The organism is Octadecabacter antarcticus 307 (assembly GCF_000155675.2).
In the GTDB taxonomy this organism is placed as follows: Bacteria; Pseudomonadota; Alphaproteobacteria; order Rhodobacterales; family Rhodobacteraceae; genus Octadecabacter; species Octadecabacter antarcticus.
In genome coordinates this window covers 4388037-4404843 of record NC_020911.1, presented here as the reverse complement: position 1 = coordinate 4404843, position 16807 = coordinate 4388037, and the positions used below count along the sequence as shown (strand labels likewise).

The following is a 16807-nucleotide window of genomic DNA, read 5'->3' as shown; positions in this document are numbered from 1 at the left end:
ATGAAAAATATTCTACTTTCAACAGCGCTGACATTTGTCGCACCAATAGCGTTTGCCGCTGGCCATGCGCAAGACGTGTTGACGACATATTCCAACATTGCCGAGGCGAACTATCAGGACAGTCTGACGACAGCACAGACGTTGCAGACGGCCGTCAATGCGCTGATCGTGGACCCGACCGAAATCAACCTACAAGCCGCCAAGGCCGCATGGTCCGCCGCGCGCGTGCCGTACCAACAGACCGAAGTATACCGTTTTGGCAATGCAATTGTGGATGACTGGGAAGGCAAAGTGAATGCGTGGCCGCTGGACGAGGGGCTGATCGACTATGTGGATGCGTCCTACGGCGGCCCATCTGATGAAAACGAATTTGCAGCGCTGAATGTCATCGCAAATCCGACATTCACGTTGTCTGGTGCTAATATTGATGCGTCTGCGATCACGCCAGATTTCCTTGAAGGTCAATTGCATGAGGCCGACGGCGTCGAATCCAACGTTGCGACTGGCTACCACGCTGTTGAGTTCCTTTTGTGGGGCCAAGACCTGAATGGCCACGGTACAGGGGCTGGCATGCGCCCGGCGACGGATTACGCCATGGGCGACGATTGCACGAACGGCAATTGCGACCGTCGCGGTGATTACCTGCAGGCGGCCACAGATTTGCTGGTGGCTGACCTTGAATGGATGGCTGAACAATGGACGGAAGGCGGCGACGCACGCGCGTCCGTCATGGCGGATGAGGATGCGGGCATTGCGACAATCTTGACCGGCATGGGATCGTTGTCATACGGCGAAGCGGCGGGCGAACGCATGCGCCTTGGCGTGATGCTGAACGACCCCGAAGAAGAGCATTCCTGCTTTGCCGACAACACCCATAACGACCATTACTACAATGGTGTGGGCGTACAGAACGTCTATCTGGGCAGCTACACACGTATTGATGGCACGGTTGTGTCAGGCGCGTCCCTCGCTGATCTGGTCGCAGGATCTGACGGTGATCTGGACACTGAAATGCGCACCAAACTGTCCGCCACGATCCGCGAATTGGGTGATATCAAGCATGCCGCTGAGGCGGGTTTTGCCTACGACATGATGCTCGAAGCGGGTAATGCAGCCGGCGAAGACCTGATCATGGGAGGTGTGAACGCCTTCATCGATCAGACGCGGTCTATCGAACGTGTGGTTGCGGTTCTGGGCGTTGATGCCGTTGGGATTGAAGGGTCCGACAGCCTTGATGATCCGGACGCTGTGTTCCAGTAAACGGTCCTAACGTCTGAAAATTTCGGCATGCGCGGCAACACATCGCAGCGCATGCCGTTATTACTGTTGCGACGGATAAGACATGAAAACTCGATCCTTATTTGCTTTTATGATTGTCCTGCTTGCGGCACCTTTTGTGGCGGCCGAAGTGGATCGTTACGCCACTATTGCGGGCGATCCACACTTAAACGTCGTGCCACGCACCGACGCGGAACAGATTCGGGTCGTGGACATTGTCGCATTTCCAACCCAATTTACAGCATCGCAACGGTTCGAGGGACGCCCAGCGGGGGCCGCGACTGTTCGTGTTACGCCCGATGCAAACGCGTTCAGTCAGCCATCCGAAAACCTGTCCTTTGATGACGAGCTGAATTTCAGGGTCGGCAACGGATTGTTCCGCAAAATTTGGGTGTCATCGCCGTCATCAACTTTGGCGTCTGACGGTTTGGGGCCATTGTTCAACGCGCGATCCTGCCAGAGATGCCACATCAAAGATGGCCGTGGTCATGTGCCAGAAGGACCAAACGACACCGCGATTTCGATGTTCTTGCGCGTGTCTGTTCCGGACGTTGCGGCCACTTTGCATGCCATTGATGGCTATCACGGTACAGCACCTGATCCAAATTACGGCGAACAATTGCAAGACTTCTCACTGCCCGGGATTGCACCTGAATACAGCCTGCACATTACATATGAAGACATCGAAGTGCAAATGGCAGGCGGCGAGGTTGCGACGTTGCGCGCGCCGACCTACACGGCTGCCAACCTCGGTTACGGCCCATTGGCGAGTGGCGCAATGTTGTCGCCGCGCATCGCGCCACAGATGATCGGTTTGGGCCTGCTCGAGGCTATTCCAGCGGTGGATATCCTTGCGCTGGCCGACCCTAATGATCTGGACAATGACGGCATTTCAGGACGCCCGAATATTGTCTGGTCGCTGGAGTTTGATCGCCCCATGTTGGGCCGTTTTGGCCTAAAGGCTGGATCGCCGAGCATAGTGGAACAGTCCGCCAGCGCATTCGCAGGCGACATCGGCATCTCCAATCCCTTGCATCCCAATGGCGCAGGCGAATGCATGCCCGCCCAGACTGATTGTGTCAACGCGCCCCACGGAGACGGCGATGCGCGCGGGTTTGAAATCGACCAAGAAATCCTTGATCTTGTGACATTCTATAGCCGTAATTTGGGCGTTCCTGCGCGGCGCAATATGGACGATCCGGATGTGCTGCGCGGCAAGGATTTGTTTTACAATGCAGGCTGCGTCGCGTGCCATCAGCCATCGTTCGTGACCAATCGACTTGCGGGTCAACCTGCGCAAAGCTTCCAACTGATCTGGCCCTACACAGATATGTTGCTGCATGACATGGGCGACGGGTTGGCCGACAATCGCCCCGAAGCCGTGGCAAACGGGCGCGAATGGCGCACGCCGCCACTTTGGGGCATCGGGCTGACTGAACAGGTTTCTGGACATACACAATTCTTGCACGACGGGCGCGCACGATCCTTGTTAGAAGCGGTGTTGTGGCATGGCGGCGAAGCCCAAGCCACGCGCGACCGTGTGGTTGAAATGTCGCCGGATGACCGCGCGGCACTGCTAAAATTCCTGGAGAGTCTTTGAATGAAATTAGCAATCGCACTTATCCTCGCGCCTGTCGTCGTCACCGCAGATTCACGCGTGGACGCAGTGTTAGATGATCATATCCTACCCCGATTTGCAGCGCTGAGTGCTGCCACTGGCGCGCTGGCGGCCGCGCAAACCTGCGACATGGCGGAGGAATGGAACACAGCCGCCGCCGCATGGATTGCCGTGTCACACCTGCGGTTCGGGCCAAGCGAGGCTGAAAACCGTGCCTTCGCACTGGCGTTCTGGCCTGATCCGCGTGGATCAACGCCCAAAGCCCTGGCTGATCTGTTGGCCGATGATGCCCCCGTTATCGCGGATGCATCCGTCGCGGGGCGTGGAATTTATGCAATGGAATTCCTATTGTTCGATCCGGCATTTGCGGGTGCAAATGGCCGCTGTGATCTTGTCGCCGCGCTCGCAAGCGACGCCCACACCACGGCCCAAGCAATTGAGGATGATTGGCAGAATCGCTACGCTGAACTGATGCGCGATACAGGAAACGACACCTACCGCGACGACACTGAAGCGCTGCAAGAACTGTATAAATCACTGACGACGGGCCTCGATTTCACCACGTCCATGCGTCTGGGTCGCCCGCTTGGGACGTTCGATCGGCCACGCCCCTTACGGGCTGAAATGCGCCGATCCGCGCAGTCGTTGGACAATATCGCTGTGTCATTGGAAAGCCTTGATGAGTTGGCCCATCTGTTGTCAGGTCGTGATCCCGATGATGCGATTGGCAAAGAATTCGATGCGGCATTGACGGCATGGGACGGTGTCGCGTCCCTTGAAGAAAGTAGCGATCTAAGCGTCGTCACTGTACCCGCCAGCCGCTTCAAAGTCGAAACCTTGCAGCAACGCATCGCAGAGATCCGAGTATTCCTGAGCGAAAAACTCGGCCCTGAATTGGGCGTTATCGAAGGTTTTAATTCATTGGATGGCGATTGATGGCGTCGCGTCGCAGATTTCTGGCGGGGCTGTTGGCGACAGGCCTTGCCCCGCTGCCGACATGGGCTGACGCGGGTGATCCATCGTTTCTGTCGGCGGCGCGCACACCGGGCGGTGATTATGTGTTGGTTGGTCTGGACGATGCGGGCGCGGAACGATTCCGCATTCCATTACCTGCGCGCGGACACGCCGCTGCCGCCCATCCGACGCGCCCTGAAGCGGTCGCTTTTGCCCGCAGGCCAGGCACATTTGCCGTCGTTCTTGATTGCCGCAACGGCGATGTTCTGGCCCAATTGAATTGCCCTCAGGGACGCCATTTCTACGGGCACGGCACGTTTGATGGATTGGGTGATCTGCTCTTCACTACTGAAAATGATTACCGTGCAGGGCAGGGGCGGATCGGGATTTGGGATGCGCGGCGTGGCTATGTACGCATCGGTGAAATTGCGTCCCACGGCGTTGGTCCGCACGATCTCCGCTTGATGCCGGATGGTACTTTAGTGGTGGCAAATGGTGGAATAGACACACACCCCGCATCCGGTCGAGAAAAATTGAACATCCCGACAATGCGCCCGAACCTGACTTATCTGGACATCGACGGACAGGTGCTGGATCAGTTGGAGCCATCTCACTATCATGCCAGTATCCGCCACTTGAGTGTTCGCACAGATGGTCTGGTGGGTATTGCAATGCAATGGCAGGGCGAGGTCGCTGAGGCACCGGCGCTCGCTGCGACACACTTGCGCGGTGAAGATATGCGCGCCATGGGCGATGGGTCCGGGCTGAACGGCTATGTGGGTAGCATTGCATTTTCAGGGGAGGGATCTCAGTTGGCGATCACGTCACCACGGGCAGGAGTCGCTCAGGTCTTTGACATCACAACAGGTTCTGTGGCTCAACTTGTGCACGAAGTTGACATTTGTGGAGTGGCGGCATGGCGCAGTGAAATGATATTCACCAGCGGGCAAGGCGCTATCTTTGACCTGGCGAACAGCGGCCCCCCCAACGCGATGCATGATCTAACGTGGGATAACCACTTGGTTAAAATCATACCAGGATAGATGCTTGTTGGCCGCCTCTGCTCCGCAATCACTACTTCGTCAAAATTAACTTACCCGCGCGCGTGACCCGCAACGTATACGTCTGATCTTCGAGGACGATTTGTGCCAAATCACCACCTTCGGTCAGGTCTTTGGCCTGATAAGTCGGCAGTGTGTCGGTTGGTGTGTGTTTGGGCGGGGCTGCATGGAATGTCATGATGAGAAGCTGCCCGCAGTATTGTCGCGTGATAGATTTGCGCGATCTAACGTCCACTCAACTGGCATACCTTCTGCTGTAGATGCAGATCGCAACACTTCGAGAGCGTTCAGAGGGGGCTCGGCACGGTGATGTTCAACACTATTACGGCAATTTTTCGTTTGGGCGTTTGGCTGCATATTGGAAGTCCTCACATGGTCACGTGTCGGGCTTCCCTTGTTTTGAAATCGGGTGGCTTGACTGAATTTAATCCTGAGTGAATTTGTCAGATATGTCAATCCGATAGTTTCTATCAGGCATATATGGAGGATGTTGCAAATTTTATCTTATGATCTGAAATAGCCTTCGTTTCGAAAAATCATCAACTTTTGTAGCTTGCAATTTGCTTGGCACCGTTTGTGATCGTTGCACGTTTCAACACCCGTGCGATCCTGACCATTCATGGCACATCATTTCTTGGGCGATTTGGAACTTCGGATGAACGACCGGCCGTGTACTTTTAAAACTCTCAAGAACTATCTTTCCGACTTGAGGATAAGCGATGTTGATAGGCTATTCGCGCTCAGCGTTCTGTTCCTTCGACGCACTTGGTGATGTCTTGTACTCTCTTCCTCGCTTTTGGGTTCAAGGCAGAATGTAGGGCCTGACACTCAATGGTCATGTTGTTTTCCGCTCTCCGTTCATCAAGTCGTCTAGGTTCTGTTTTGCAATCCACCAGATCTCAACAGATCGCAGATCATCTGTTGATCCAGTTCACGATGCAAAAGTAGTGCGCGCGAGATCAGTTTGAGCCGTTCCAGATCATCTTCGATAATTTGCTGAGCGCCTTTTGCTGCCCGATTAAGGTGGTCTTTGATCACGGTCTTGAGAGTCGGATTCATATTCTGGCGATCATTTTGCTGCACAGGACAATATGCCAGACCGCTGCGACCAATGCCCCATTCAGTTTCCAGCCGTAGCGCCAAGCCTGTCGCTGTGTCCAGATCACAGTTGGCATCACTTCCGGCACCAGAGCTGGCTTGGCCATAGATGGCGATTTCCGCCGCCATGCCGGCCAAGAGGACTGTCAGTTCCTTGTGTGTAGTTTCGCGCGTGTAAGTTTGTGCGCCCTGCCATGTGACGCGTCCACCGCTGTGCCCCAAAGCGGCAAAGCTGGGCATCTCAAAACCAAGAGTGTACGCGACCAGCAGGTGACCCGCCTCATGTACCGCGATGCGTTTCAATGTTTCCTCATCAAGCCGAGGCGCAAATTGATCAGCGGCGACCTCCAAATGACGAATTGTCAAATTGCTGTCGTGACGTCGTGCTGTCGTTCGGGCCGACCGAACAATTGCAACGACATCAGCTGATGATCGACCAATCAACCGGTTTGCTGTGTTCTGAAGCTGATCCTCTGGAATCTTTGTTTGGGAGGCCAGAATTTCTTGAATGCCGTGTCGGTTTGGATTGCCGACTTTCAGCTTCAGATCAAAACGTCCAGATCGCTGAATTGCAGGATCTACGGCATCTAAGAAGTTGGTAGCAGCAAGAACAATGACACCTTCAGTGTTGTTCAGCGTGCTCAGATGCTGCAACATGCCGTTCACGACCTGAATGTTGTAAGTGTTGTTTTTGCCAGCCGAGTGCGCGCGCACTGCAAAGGAATCCAGCTCATCGAGGAAAAAGATCGACGGTGCTCGGGCAATCGCCTCATCGACCTTTTCTTTCATCGTCCTCAGATAGTCACCGAGATGTCCCGCCGCTTGGCACTCACTGTACGATGTCGAGACCAGGTGACAGTTTGCGGAACTGGCGAATGCACCGGCAATCATGGTTTTTCCATTACCAGGGTTGCCGTAAAGGATCAGGCTTGATGTCACATCTTTCCAATTCAGCTGCCCTGATTTCCAGAGAGCGAGATCAGCAATAATACCGTCGAGGATTTCAATAACGTCTGGCACGCCATGAACATGTGAAAGGGTCAGCGCAGGAGGCCGATTGATCGTTGTGGCGGTCGCTGCATGCAGAGTTGCCAATCGCGTAAGACACCTCGCCACATCAATCGTCGTCGCATGGTAAAGGCTGTTATGCAGCAACGCGATTGGTAAGCGTCTGAGGCAGCTGTCATCTGGCAAAATTGTGCGCACCGTGTCCTCAGCAAGGTGGCCAGTTACCGAGTGGGTTGCGCGCAACATTTCTACAATCGTTTCGCGGTTAACCTCTGGCCAGAGCAATGTCTGCGAGCATAACGCCTGAGCCGAACTTGAGAGATCCATAGGGTCACGGGCAAGTGCGAGAACAGCACGCCTAAGCCCAATTTGAAAATCCAGGCCGCGATGAAAATCTTTCATCAGTCGCGCTTGCCGCGGGGCAGACGGATCGGATGTCATATCCCCCAATGCTGTGATTTTGAAACGTGACTGATCCAGCGTAGATACGTTAAAACCATTGGGAAGCGGGCGATCAAACATTTCCTTAAGCTGGCGAGCAATGTCAGCACGATCTTTGTCGTCTTTTACAAACAACACAGTGATATTTGTTGGTCTGAAGAGTTTGTTTAGGGCGTCCTTTGTCTGAAACATCTGTACGGCTAGAACAGTGATAAACAATTTGCTCAACGGAATGTCTGACATGTCGCGTTGCGCCGTAGCTGCGCCAAATCTGGCGAATGGATCCTGTCCCGACTGAAGCGCTGCTTCAATTTGAACCGGGGTCATTCCCATGGCGTCATGGGTTTGCGTGGATACCGCTGTCGTATCATCTCCAAAGACTGGCAGCTCCTCCAAGTCGCCGGCATCCTCGATAAAATTGCAGGCGTGATCATCAATGATGCGGCTGGTAAACGTCAGCGCAAGCTGTTGCATGTCTACTGACAGACGAGTGTCGCGAAGCTCGGGTGTTATCTTCATTTTGTCCCCTCCTGCTTTAAGGAGCCAGCTTGACCCGTGTACCGTGCCGCAATGTCATTCATCTGTTGGTTCAGGATAGCCTCTGCTTTGGAATAATAGATTTCCCCGGATGTATTGATCTGATCGCCAAAAACCTGCTTCGGAACGGCTAAATCGTGGTGGCGTTCAGCAACGAACTTGTGCACGACGGTTTCCTCCTTCACGGCAAGTTTGCCGGACGGCATCGGGATGACGCGCAGGATCTGTTTTTGGACCCCTTTGGCGATCCCCAGCTGGTTATTCAGTCTACGGCTGGGATTGGAGCTATAGCCAAATTTTAAGACGGGCAGGTTGGGCAAGTTGATCTCAAAGAGGTACAAGAACGACGGCTTTGACGACCAAATTTGTCCACACCCTGCACAGTTGCATTGCCCCACTGCGACGTTGGCGATCGCGATGTCCTGTCGATGACCGCAGTCGTGCTTGTAACTGCGATATCCTTGGTGAGCATCTTGCGTCCGACCGACAAGGGTCCACCCAATATCGGTTGCAGCATTTGCGTAACTTTGCTCACGGCAGGTGTCACAGCCAAGTGCGTGGCCACCTGGCATGGCGGCTTTTTCAACGCGAATGAATTTACGCTGGACCACATGTCCGCAGGGCAGCCGGAAAATCCCGTGTTTCTTAGAGGCTGGATCGGGCCGCAAAAGAACCGTGTTGAGCTTGGCTGCCGCAGCAGTTCTCCGATCCTGAATACAATGATGGCAGTGCGGGTTATGCTCGATCACAACGCTGCGCCGAATTGTAGAGCAACGTCAGCAGACGCCACACTTAACCTGCAGATGTGCACTCGTGGCACCGCGCCCCAAAATGGTAAATCCTTTGGCCTCCGCGATGGGATGCCATGCCTTTGGGATTGGCGTCGTGCAACGTTTGGCTTTGGATGGGTGAGAAGCAGCCGAGCGCTGCCCGCGATTGCGGGGGGATGAACACATGTCATCATCTTTCAAAAGTGGAGCTGGGCTGGTGGCTGTATATGAGCTGTCGTTCGCGCGCCTGATACCTGGTGCTTGCCCAGATCAACTCTGGACAAGCGGGCGTCTGTGAGGTGCGCAGCTACGAGGCAGTCAGGCTATACAGTCGCGGGAATCTTGTCCGGGATGTCGCTGAACTCGAACTCGTTCTGTGACATGTAGACCTGCATCAAAACGACAGCATTGATGAACTGCTTGCGGCGGTATTGAAAGCGAGGACCCCGCAGCTCATCGCTGATAAAAGCAATGACTTTGTTGCAAGTTGTCGGTCCGTGCAGTGAGAAAAACTTCGCACGGTCTTGGAAAAGCTCGATCATGCCCGCGGCAACATTACCATATGTTGGTACACGCAAGCATTCACCAAGCACAGTATTTGCGGCCAACCATGCTGAATGGCTTGCATGTTTGAGCCTAGAAAGCTGATTTGGATTCCTGCACACATCAACCGCAACTTCTGCCTCCAGCGCTTTTAGCGTCAGGCCGAGTGCGATGTCGAATTTCCCCGACGGACGAGGACTGACGAATAGGAAAGGGGTTACGTTGCTCGGGGTGGGAATGCTAGTTGGTAAAGTAGTCATCGGGTCTTCTCCATTAAGGTCCAGTGATAGGATGAGGCCAGAGTTCGAGCTCTGCCTCATCTGTTTTATATCAATATTGATATTGCAATGCATAATTTTACTTGGAGCTGCATATTAATTTGAATGCAGCATCGGTTATCAGGTGCTACTCATATCAATATTGAAATGCAGATAGGAATCTGACAAATGGCACCCCCTAAAAGGGACACCACCGGAATTTTGGTAAGGCTGCACGCAAACACCATTGTGGGCCTAGACGATATGATAGCGAAGGCTGGTGAAGACTGGTCTCGACCTGAGATGATCAGGCGTATCCTAAAGGGACGGCTGACTGCAGAAGGCTACGAAATTGGTGAGTGGGTCGAGTAAACGGCCATATATCATAATGCTTGAGCCACTCAGGCAGTTTTTCTGCCTGTTCCCAGCGGGCTGATCATTGCGTTCGCACAGATAAGACGTATCCGGATTTGTTTGAGTCGAAGGTCTACAATGATTTAAGGCACAATCTGTGAAGCATGCCGTCGCGGACAGGGCGCTAAATGAGAACTCAAAGTCACGCTTCTGTCAAATTCATATGTGATGTGCATAACGCTGTGGCACCACCTTAACGGTTTGTGTCAATCCAGCGCGACATCGCAGTTTTATCTCTGAAGCACTCGTGTGGCACCACATTACGTTTCACACGCGCAATACGTTCGGCAAATCCAACCTGTTTTGAGGATGGGTAGTTTGCAAATCGCCCTGTTAGTGGCTCAGGTTTGTTATCATTAATCCAGCGCGACAAGGCATACCTGTTCTGCTCAATTTCCTCGGGCAAAGACTTCTTGTACGAGCTCGCGATTTGACGCGCATAGCTCAGCTGCTTTGCCGTCGCAGGTACGATATAATAATCGTTCGACTGCAGATGCTCTTCGGTCTTAACGGTATTTGTCATGATTAAAGCTCCACTTGGTTAGTCTCTAAAGATAGGAACATAAAGAGAACACGCCAAGCGTTGGGTTCGCCAATAGCTTTGGATGCGTGCTGTCCAAAGGCTGCCAGCCGAATAGGCCACGTTGCCCATCGTTGGTCATTGACACCTGATATCAAATTGAGAGAGATGGAGGAACATTACCAGAACACCAAGGGAGAATTATGTGCCTGTTTTTCCAGTTGAGACGCCAGTTATTGCAAATGGTATCCCTGTTCGTCTGGTTGCTAACGCCGTCAGCGCAGGGTTCCCGTCGCCTGCTGGAGATGACCTTGAGGACGAGATTGATCCCATTTCGTGGGTTGTTCGGCACCCGTCATCAACGTTTTGGTGGCGCGTTGAGGGCGATTGTTTGTGGGATGCAGGCATTCGAGATGGGGATATCATCGCTGTAGACCGTGCTGGTAGGCGGAGAGTTGGGCGCGCCGTTTTAGCTGTTGTTGAAGGTGCTGTGACCGCGAAGATGTTGCGCAAGCGGGACGGGCGGTATTTTCTGGCTCCAGCCAACAGCACAGAGAGCTTTCCAGATATCGAGTTGACGGAAGACAGCGAGATATGGGGCGTTATTGCAGGTGTGGTGCGACGGTATGATCTTGAATGAAGCGGCCCATTGCGATCTCGGACAGCGCCAACTTCTATGTTTCAGCGGAGCGGATATTTGATCCAACCTTGAAGAATGTGCCAGTGATCGTGCTGTCGAACAATGACGGCTGTGCCGTGGCGCGCAGTGACGAAGCAAAGGCCCTTGGCATTAAAATGGGCGAACCGCTGCACCTGTTGCAAGACAAGATCAAAGCGCATGGTGTCCGAGTGTTCAGCTCCAATTACACGCTCTACGGCGACATAAGCCGACGCGTTGTTGAGGTGTACGAGGATTTCACACCCAACGTTGAGATCTACTCGATAGATGAATGCTTCTTGGATTTTGGTGGTTTTAAAGATCGGGACACACATGCGCGGGCCATGCGGCGCGAGGTGCTACGCCGGATTGGTGTGCCCGTGCGGATCGGGATTGCTCCCACCAAAACGCTGGCAAAGTGCGCCAATGACATAGCGAAGAAGAACCCAATTTTTGGTGGAGTGTTGGATGTGATGGATGACGCGTTGTCGGCTTGGCTTTTGCCGAAAGTACCCGTTGGCGACATTTGGGGGATAGGGCGCAAAACAGATGCCAAATTACAAAAGCTTGGCATTTATACTGCTGCTGACCTGCGCGATATGCCGACAAAGCAAGCGCGGGCTGTTGGTTCAGTCGTTTTGGAACGGACGGTGCTTGAGCTGCAAGGTGAAGCCTGTCTCGCATTTGATGACATAGAGCCGCAGCGCAAGGGTATGGCGGTCACGCGGTCTGCCGGAACGCCTATGATGGATTTTGACACAGTGTTTCAGGCGGTGACTGCGCATGCGACCCGTGCAGCTGAAAAGCTACGCCAACATGGCTTGGTGGCTGGAACACTGACTGTGTTCTTCCACACGAACCGGCACCGCTTAGACCGACCGCAGTATTCAGGCTCACGCTCAACGCGCATCACGCCAATGTCGTCAGATACGTTTGGTCTGGTCGAAGCAGCACGACGGTGCGCGCAAGCGGCTTGGCCGAAAGGCGAGGGGCAGATGTATGGCTTTACGAAAGCCGGGATAATGCTTGCCGACCTCATTCGCTTCGAGGATCGGCCCCTGACCCTTTTTGATGTTGAGAAGCCGAAGTCTGCTGCTCTCATGAGTGCACTTGATCAAGTCAATAACCGGTTCGGGAAGAAAACGTTGGTATTGGAGAGTGAGGGGACGAAGCGACCTTGGCAGCTTTGGTCCGATCACCGAAGTCCGAAGTATACAACGCGGCTTGCTGATTTGCCGGTGGTTCGTTGAGGTAAATTTGTATTAAGCGCCATCCATGTGTCGATGAAATAAAAACGCCGCACAGGTGGTACGATTTTGGGATGGATGCACTATCTGTAGGACGTAAGATACTCACCAATCCCTCTCCATGGAGTAGGTGCTTCAAACGGCTTACAAAGCCAAATGCTTGAACGGCAACTCAGTTATTCTCAGAATCAGGAAATATTCAAAGTGACAATTTACCTTATTCGACACGCTCAATCAGCTTTTAATGCTGTTTATGATCAAAACAAACCGGATCCCATGATATTCGATGCACCTATCACAAAGCTGGGAGAATCTCAGGCTCAGCAGACTCGGACCGAAATCAATCAACTTGTTATTATGAACGTCATTGTTTCGCCGTTCACCCGAACACTGCAAACAGCCCATTTAATTTTTGGAAACAGGCTGCCGTTTCAGATCAATGCCACGGTGCGAGAGCAACTCTGCAACAGCTGCGATGTTGGAAGTCCACCCCACGAACTTGCTAGAGATTACCCTCATCTCGATTTTGGTCATCTAGATGAGTGCTGGTGGCATGACGGAGAAAAAGACCACAGAGGAATCTCAGTTGAACCCGATGAGACCTTGAAAGAAAGAGCGAATGCGTTTGCCGAACTTCTAGAGCGCGAACGGATCCACTCCACAGCTATTGTCTCTCACGGTAACTTCATTCGCGCGCTGACCGGAATCCAACCCAAAAACTGTGAAGTTATAAAATTTGACCCACTTTAGGCTCATGACGCATTCCGTGTGGTGGTAAGCGCTGACCGGTTCTGCCCGAGCCGGCCAGCGTGTCCACTTCAGAGCTGATCTCGTAGGTGAGGAGGCATAGTGCCGCCCGTTACGTAATCGGCCAAATCTTGCATCATAGGCCGCCGTTCGTCGAGAAGATCATCACGCATACCTAAGGTTGAAGTGTAAGCGCGGGCTGCATCAATTGAAAATACACATTTTTCAATGTTTTGGGGCCCTGAAATGATCTAGTGATAAGCAACTTGTGGTCAGTAGCGCACCACTAAAGTCTTGAGTGGCGGCGTAAGCGCCAGGAAATGCGATGCATCTGATACCTGCAGCCAGTGCGGCTTGCATGCTGGTTTCTGTATCTTCCACCGCAATGCAACTTTGCGTTTTTAGGCCAAGATCAGACAACGCTTTTGTGTAAATATCTGAGCTTGGCTTTGGTTTGGTCACCATCGCATCATTACCGATGAACGCAAAGTCATCGCGCGTTACCTGACTGCTGAGTGCAGAAAACACAGCATCAATATTTGCCTTTGAAGTGGATGTAACGAACGCCAACTGTATGTTGTTTTTTTTAGCAAACTGAATGACGTTGTCGATGCCAAGACGCAGTGGAACGTTGCCGTCGGCCATAAAGGCATCGAAAATCTCAGTCTTACGCTGATGTAGGATATTGGCATCCACGTTGATGCCTTGTTGGATAGCGTAGTCCTGGATCCTGTTACGTCCACCTGACTTTTTAAGCAAAAGTTTGTAGGTGTCGATAGACCAATTCCAGTCGAGTCCAGCTTCTGCAAAAGCGCGATTGAATGCACGGCGCTGAATGTCTGAAGTTTCAACAAGTGTGCCGATCGATCCAAAAAGGATTGCTCTGACCTTCATGACGAATGCCTCCTGTCGATTTAGCTGCCCAATAATATCACGGGCAAATCACCGGCGTTACTACTCCATCAACGAGGCAAGTCAACGAAGGTAGGCCGCAGCGGGATCGGAACGGTCTGAACAATGGCTGATATCTTGAAGTTTTTCATGTTGCTCCGACTGTTCCGACGTCTCCAACCACTTTTGCAACTCTGACGGTTTACGCAACGTTTGGTAGCCCCAGAGCATTTGATAGGTTTGTAAGCTCAGAAACATCAATGAGTCGAACTCCATTCTTTTCGGCCAATTGGCTCGCGGATCGTGTATGATCACTTCTCCCAAGCACTACAGCGCTGTAGCAATCAAAAAAACGTCTTCGCAGCATTAACTTCATGCACAGCCTTGTTCCCAAATTATACAACTTGCATTGAATTATACATTTGTGGCTTCCATAAATGGCCCCAACATCTGAACCTTGATCTCCACTTCCTTGGGTCGCCTACTACACACGTCCCACTTTAACCCTCCAGTCACAGACGCCAGAACAATTGATTGACGCTCCAAGGGCGCTCGTGTCTTGTTTGCCTTATCCAGAATGTGGCTTTTGAACGATACAGGAGCCGTTGCCTTTCACTGCAATCGCGTGCAGCGCAAGGCAGCGGCGAGGGGCGGATCGTTTCCTGTAGGTCGTGCTGGACCGTGGAGGAGTGAAGTTGGCCTCCTTTTCTCCAATGACCTGAAAAGGATAATTGGCCTTCAGGCCCTTATAACAAGACAAGGCAGAAAAGGCATATGCCATCCGGCCCTATTAGGTCTTTGTTGTTTGGCGTTAAGATTGAGCGGCTTGGGCCTCTTCGATGAGCGCCTCGATCTTGTCTTTGCCCGCCCCGCGAATACGCGCATCGAGAATATCTTGGGCATTGCTGAAATCATCACCAACGACAATCAAAGCCACCATGCCCATGGTTTGGTGAGGTTGACAGACGACTGCCGTCAAACCTGTCTCAGTGACGACATACTCAACGTCCTGACTCATTCTTCCCTTGAAGGCTTCTTGTCCTTCGGGGAGCGCATTTCTTACTGATTGCGCATTGTGAGACCTGTCAGTTGCTATAAACTTAATCACATCGCCGACTTCGGCGTGGATCAGCTCTGGGCTGAAGACCATGCGATCACCGGCCGCGTTCTCGTTTAGCATCTGGACTTCGATAGTTTCAGCAAGGGCTGGAACAGCGGATGCAATAAGCAATGCTGTTGTCATAAGTAGTTTGCGCATTTTGCGACTCCAAATTATTCTGTCTTGCCCAACAAATAGGATCGATCATGACAACTTCACCGCTAGATCGTGGTATGGCGACAGTATGGCGCAGACGTCCTAAACAATGCCTGTTCTGATGGTCTCGAGAACGCAGTGGCGGTTCAGCCCCCCCGAAACTTCCCTCACTTTAATTTAGAGTTTGCTCAACTTTCTAAGGAGCAAATAAATGCGACAGAGTCGTTTTACTGAAGCCCAGATTATCGGGATGATCAAAGAACAAGAAGCTGGGATGCCGACAGCGGAGGTGTGCCGCAGGCATGGTTTGAGCCCAGCGACGTTCTACAAGTTCAAAGCCAAATATGGGGGCATGAGCGTGTCTGATACCCACCGCCTTAAATCGCTGTAAGATGAGAACGGCAGATTGAAGCGCCTGCTGGCTGACACGATGTTGGACAATGTTGTGTTGAAGGATTTGCTGGGAAAGAACTGACGGCACCGAATGTGCGACGGGCTGCAGCACGCAAGGCAATGCCGGAACATGATATCTCGCAACGCCGGGCGTGCAGGCTTGTCGGTGTCGATCCCAAGACCGTCCGGCGCGATCAGCTGCCGGATAATCCCAAAGTTCAAAGAGATGAAAACAATTGCCAGCAAGCGGCGTCGGTTCGGTTATCGCCGGATCGGCGTGCTGTTGGAGCGCAAGGGAATGATCATGAACCACAAGAAGCTGTATCGGCTCTATATTGAGGAAATGCTGGGCGTCAGGCGGCGAAGAGGCCATAAACGTGCACGCGGATCACGGACACCTATGCCAGTGGCTTTGCAGCTTGGCGAGCGTTGGTCGCTGAATTTTGTGTCCGATACGTTTGGCGCGTCCATTGCCCGGCAGTGGTTTGCTTGCAAATCATGAGAGGGACGCAAGTTCCGTATGTTGGGTGTGAATGACGATTGCTGCCGTGAGAACCTCTGCCTAATGGCCGACACCAGCATCTCGGGCGCTCGTGTTGCGCGGGAACTTGACGCGCTTGTGCGCGTCTACGGAAAACCTGTCTGCATTGTCTCAGACAATGGAACTGAGTTCACAAGCCGGGTGATCTTGAAGTGGGCCGGCGACAACAACGTAGATGGGCATTACATCGACCCTGGCAAACCGCAGCAGAACGGCTTCATCGAGTCCTTCAACGGCAGTTTGCGTGACGAGCTGTTGAATGAGGAGATCTTCGATACGTTAGATGACGCCCGTCGCAAGCTGGCGCTACGACTACAACAACGTCAGGCCGCACTCATCACTCGGAAACCAAACACCTGCAGAAGCGCGTCGTACGCTTGAGCAATTTGAGGCCTCCACGCACGACGCGCTTGCCCAAAACGAAACCACAGATTACAAAATCCAAACCCGCAAACTCTCGTTATGAATGAGGGAGCCTCGGGGGGCAGGTCAGCATGTATAATGTAAATTTAGAAACATGTTGTTAAGTAAGTAAGAAGCAGGCTTCGCTATTGAAGCTCTTCTACCGATGAGCAT

Annotated in this window: 16 protein-coding genes and 2 pseudogenes; 10 read left to right on the top strand and 8 right to left on the bottom strand. The window is 52.7% G+C overall.

Translation table 11 applies throughout. From position 1 onward, the window contains the following. From OAN307_RS22510 to OAN307_RS22495, 4 genes are all read left to right on the top strand, one after another. Window positions 1-1260 (top strand): imelysin family protein, encoded by a 1260-nt coding sequence (locus OAN307_RS22510; protein ID WP_015501731.1) that lies wholly within the window; start codon window positions 1-3, stop codon window positions 1258-1260. A gap of 82 nt (window positions 1261-1342) precedes the next feature. After that, entirely contained in the window at window positions 1343-2878 is a 1536-nt protein-coding gene (locus OAN307_RS22505; RefSeq protein ID WP_015498805.1) for a di-heme oxidoreductase family protein, read from the top strand. After that, window positions 2879-3832, top strand: a complete 954-nt coding sequence (locus OAN307_RS22500) for an imelysin family protein (RefSeq protein WP_015501730.1) — start codon at window positions 2879-2881, stop codon at window positions 3830-3832. Then, entirely contained in the window at window positions 3832-4893 is a 1062-nt protein-coding gene (locus OAN307_RS22495; protein ID WP_015501729.1) for a DUF1513 domain-containing protein, read from the top strand. Before OAN307_RS22500 ends, OAN307_RS22495 begins: the two co-directional genes overlap by 1 nt. Window positions 4894-4924: 31 nt before the next feature. Here the strand turns inward: OAN307_RS22495 and hemP are convergent, their stop codons facing one another. The 3 genes from hemP to OAN307_RS28590 all read right to left on the bottom strand — a co-directional run bounded on the left by hemP (window position 4925) and on the right by OAN307_RS28590 (window position 8336). Next, a complete protein-coding gene (gene hemP, locus OAN307_RS22490) occupies window positions 4925-5089 on the bottom strand; it encodes a hemin uptake protein HemP (RefSeq protein ID WP_044044271.1) in 165 nt (54 codons plus the stop codon). A gap of 692 nt (window positions 5090-5781) precedes the next feature. Beyond that, the gene (locus OAN307_RS22485; RefSeq protein ID WP_015501727.1) at window positions 5782-7977 is read right to left on the bottom strand and encodes an AAA family ATPase; all 2196 of its coding nucleotides are present in this window, start codon (window positions 7975-7977) and stop codon (window positions 5782-5784) included. Continuing rightward, on the bottom strand, window positions 7974-8336 hold the full coding sequence (locus OAN307_RS28590) for a GIY-YIG nuclease family protein (protein WP_144055666.1): 363 nt from the start codon (window positions 8334-8336) through the stop codon (window positions 7974-7976). The genes OAN307_RS22485 and OAN307_RS28590 overlap by 4 nt, the downstream gene beginning before the upstream one ends. A gap of 48 nt (window positions 8337-8384) precedes the next feature. On the opposite strand from OAN307_RS28590, the gene OAN307_RS28585 reads away from it, so the two are divergent. Continuing rightward, window positions 8385-8945 carry a hypothetical protein gene (locus OAN307_RS28585; protein WP_187292518.1) on the top strand — a complete coding sequence of 187 codons (561 nt, stop codon included), beginning with the start codon at window positions 8385-8387 and terminating at the stop codon, window positions 8943-8945. 143 nt (window positions 8946-9088) lie between these two features. Here OAN307_RS28585 and OAN307_RS22475 read toward each other — a convergent pair whose 3' ends face one another. Further along, complete coding sequence (locus OAN307_RS22475; protein WP_144055580.1) at window positions 9089-9568, bottom strand: hypothetical protein; 480 nt, start codon at window positions 9566-9568, stop codon at window positions 9089-9091. 186 nt (window positions 9569-9754) lie between these two features. Here OAN307_RS22475 and OAN307_RS22470 point away from each other — a divergent pair, with 186 nt between their 5' ends. After that, complete coding sequence (locus OAN307_RS22470) at window positions 9755-9937, top strand: hypothetical protein (protein ID WP_015500275.1); 183 nt, start codon at window positions 9755-9757, stop codon at window positions 9935-9937. 235 nt (window positions 9938-10172) lie between these two features. Here the strand turns inward: OAN307_RS22470 and OAN307_RS22465 are convergent, their stop codons facing one another. Next, window positions 10173-10502, bottom strand: a complete 330-nt coding sequence (locus tag OAN307_RS22465) for a hypothetical protein (RefSeq protein ID WP_015500274.1) — start codon at window positions 10500-10502, stop codon at window positions 10173-10175. A 202-nt stretch (window positions 10503-10704) separates the two neighbouring features. Here OAN307_RS22465 and OAN307_RS22460 point away from each other — a divergent pair, with 202 nt between their 5' ends. The 3 genes from OAN307_RS22460 (at window position 10705) to OAN307_RS22450 (ending at window position 13154) form a co-directional block, all read left to right on the top strand. Beyond that, window positions 10705-11139 (top strand): LexA family protein, encoded by a 435-nt coding sequence (locus OAN307_RS22460; RefSeq protein ID WP_015500273.1) that lies wholly within the window; start codon window positions 10705-10707, stop codon window positions 11137-11139. Continuing rightward, entirely contained in the window at window positions 11136-12407 is a 1272-nt protein-coding gene (locus OAN307_RS22455) for a Y-family DNA polymerase (RefSeq protein WP_015501725.1), read from the top strand. The genes OAN307_RS22460 and OAN307_RS22455 overlap by 4 nt, the downstream gene beginning before the upstream one ends. Window positions 12408-12560: 153 nt before the next feature. After that, window positions 12561-13154, top strand: a complete 594-nt coding sequence (locus OAN307_RS22450; RefSeq protein WP_245540929.1) for a histidine phosphatase family protein — start codon at window positions 12561-12563, stop codon at window positions 13152-13154. Between the two features lie 222 nt (window positions 13155-13376). On the opposite strand, the gene OAN307_RS22445 is transcribed toward OAN307_RS22450, so the two are convergent. The 3 genes and pseudogenes from OAN307_RS22445 to OAN307_RS22435 form a co-directional block, all read right to left on the bottom strand. Then, window positions 13377-14045, bottom strand: a complete 669-nt coding sequence (locus OAN307_RS22445) for an HAD family hydrolase (protein ID WP_015501723.1) — start codon at window positions 14043-14045, stop codon at window positions 13377-13379. Between the two features lie 199 nt (window positions 14046-14244). Then, window positions 14245-14508 (bottom strand): annotated as a pseudogene (locus tag OAN307_RS31565) (restriction endonuclease); the annotation flags it as partial. A gap of 345 nt (window positions 14509-14853) precedes the next feature. Further along, entirely contained in the window at window positions 14854-15300 is a 447-nt protein-coding gene (locus OAN307_RS22435) for a plastocyanin/azurin family copper-binding protein (RefSeq protein ID WP_015501721.1), read from the bottom strand. Window positions 15301-15508: 208 nt separating this feature from the next. Between OAN307_RS22435 and OAN307_RS22425 the strand changes: the two are divergent. After that, window positions 15509-16697: pseudogene (locus OAN307_RS22425) on the top strand (IS3 family transposase). Window positions 16698-16807 lie beyond the last annotated feature (110 nt).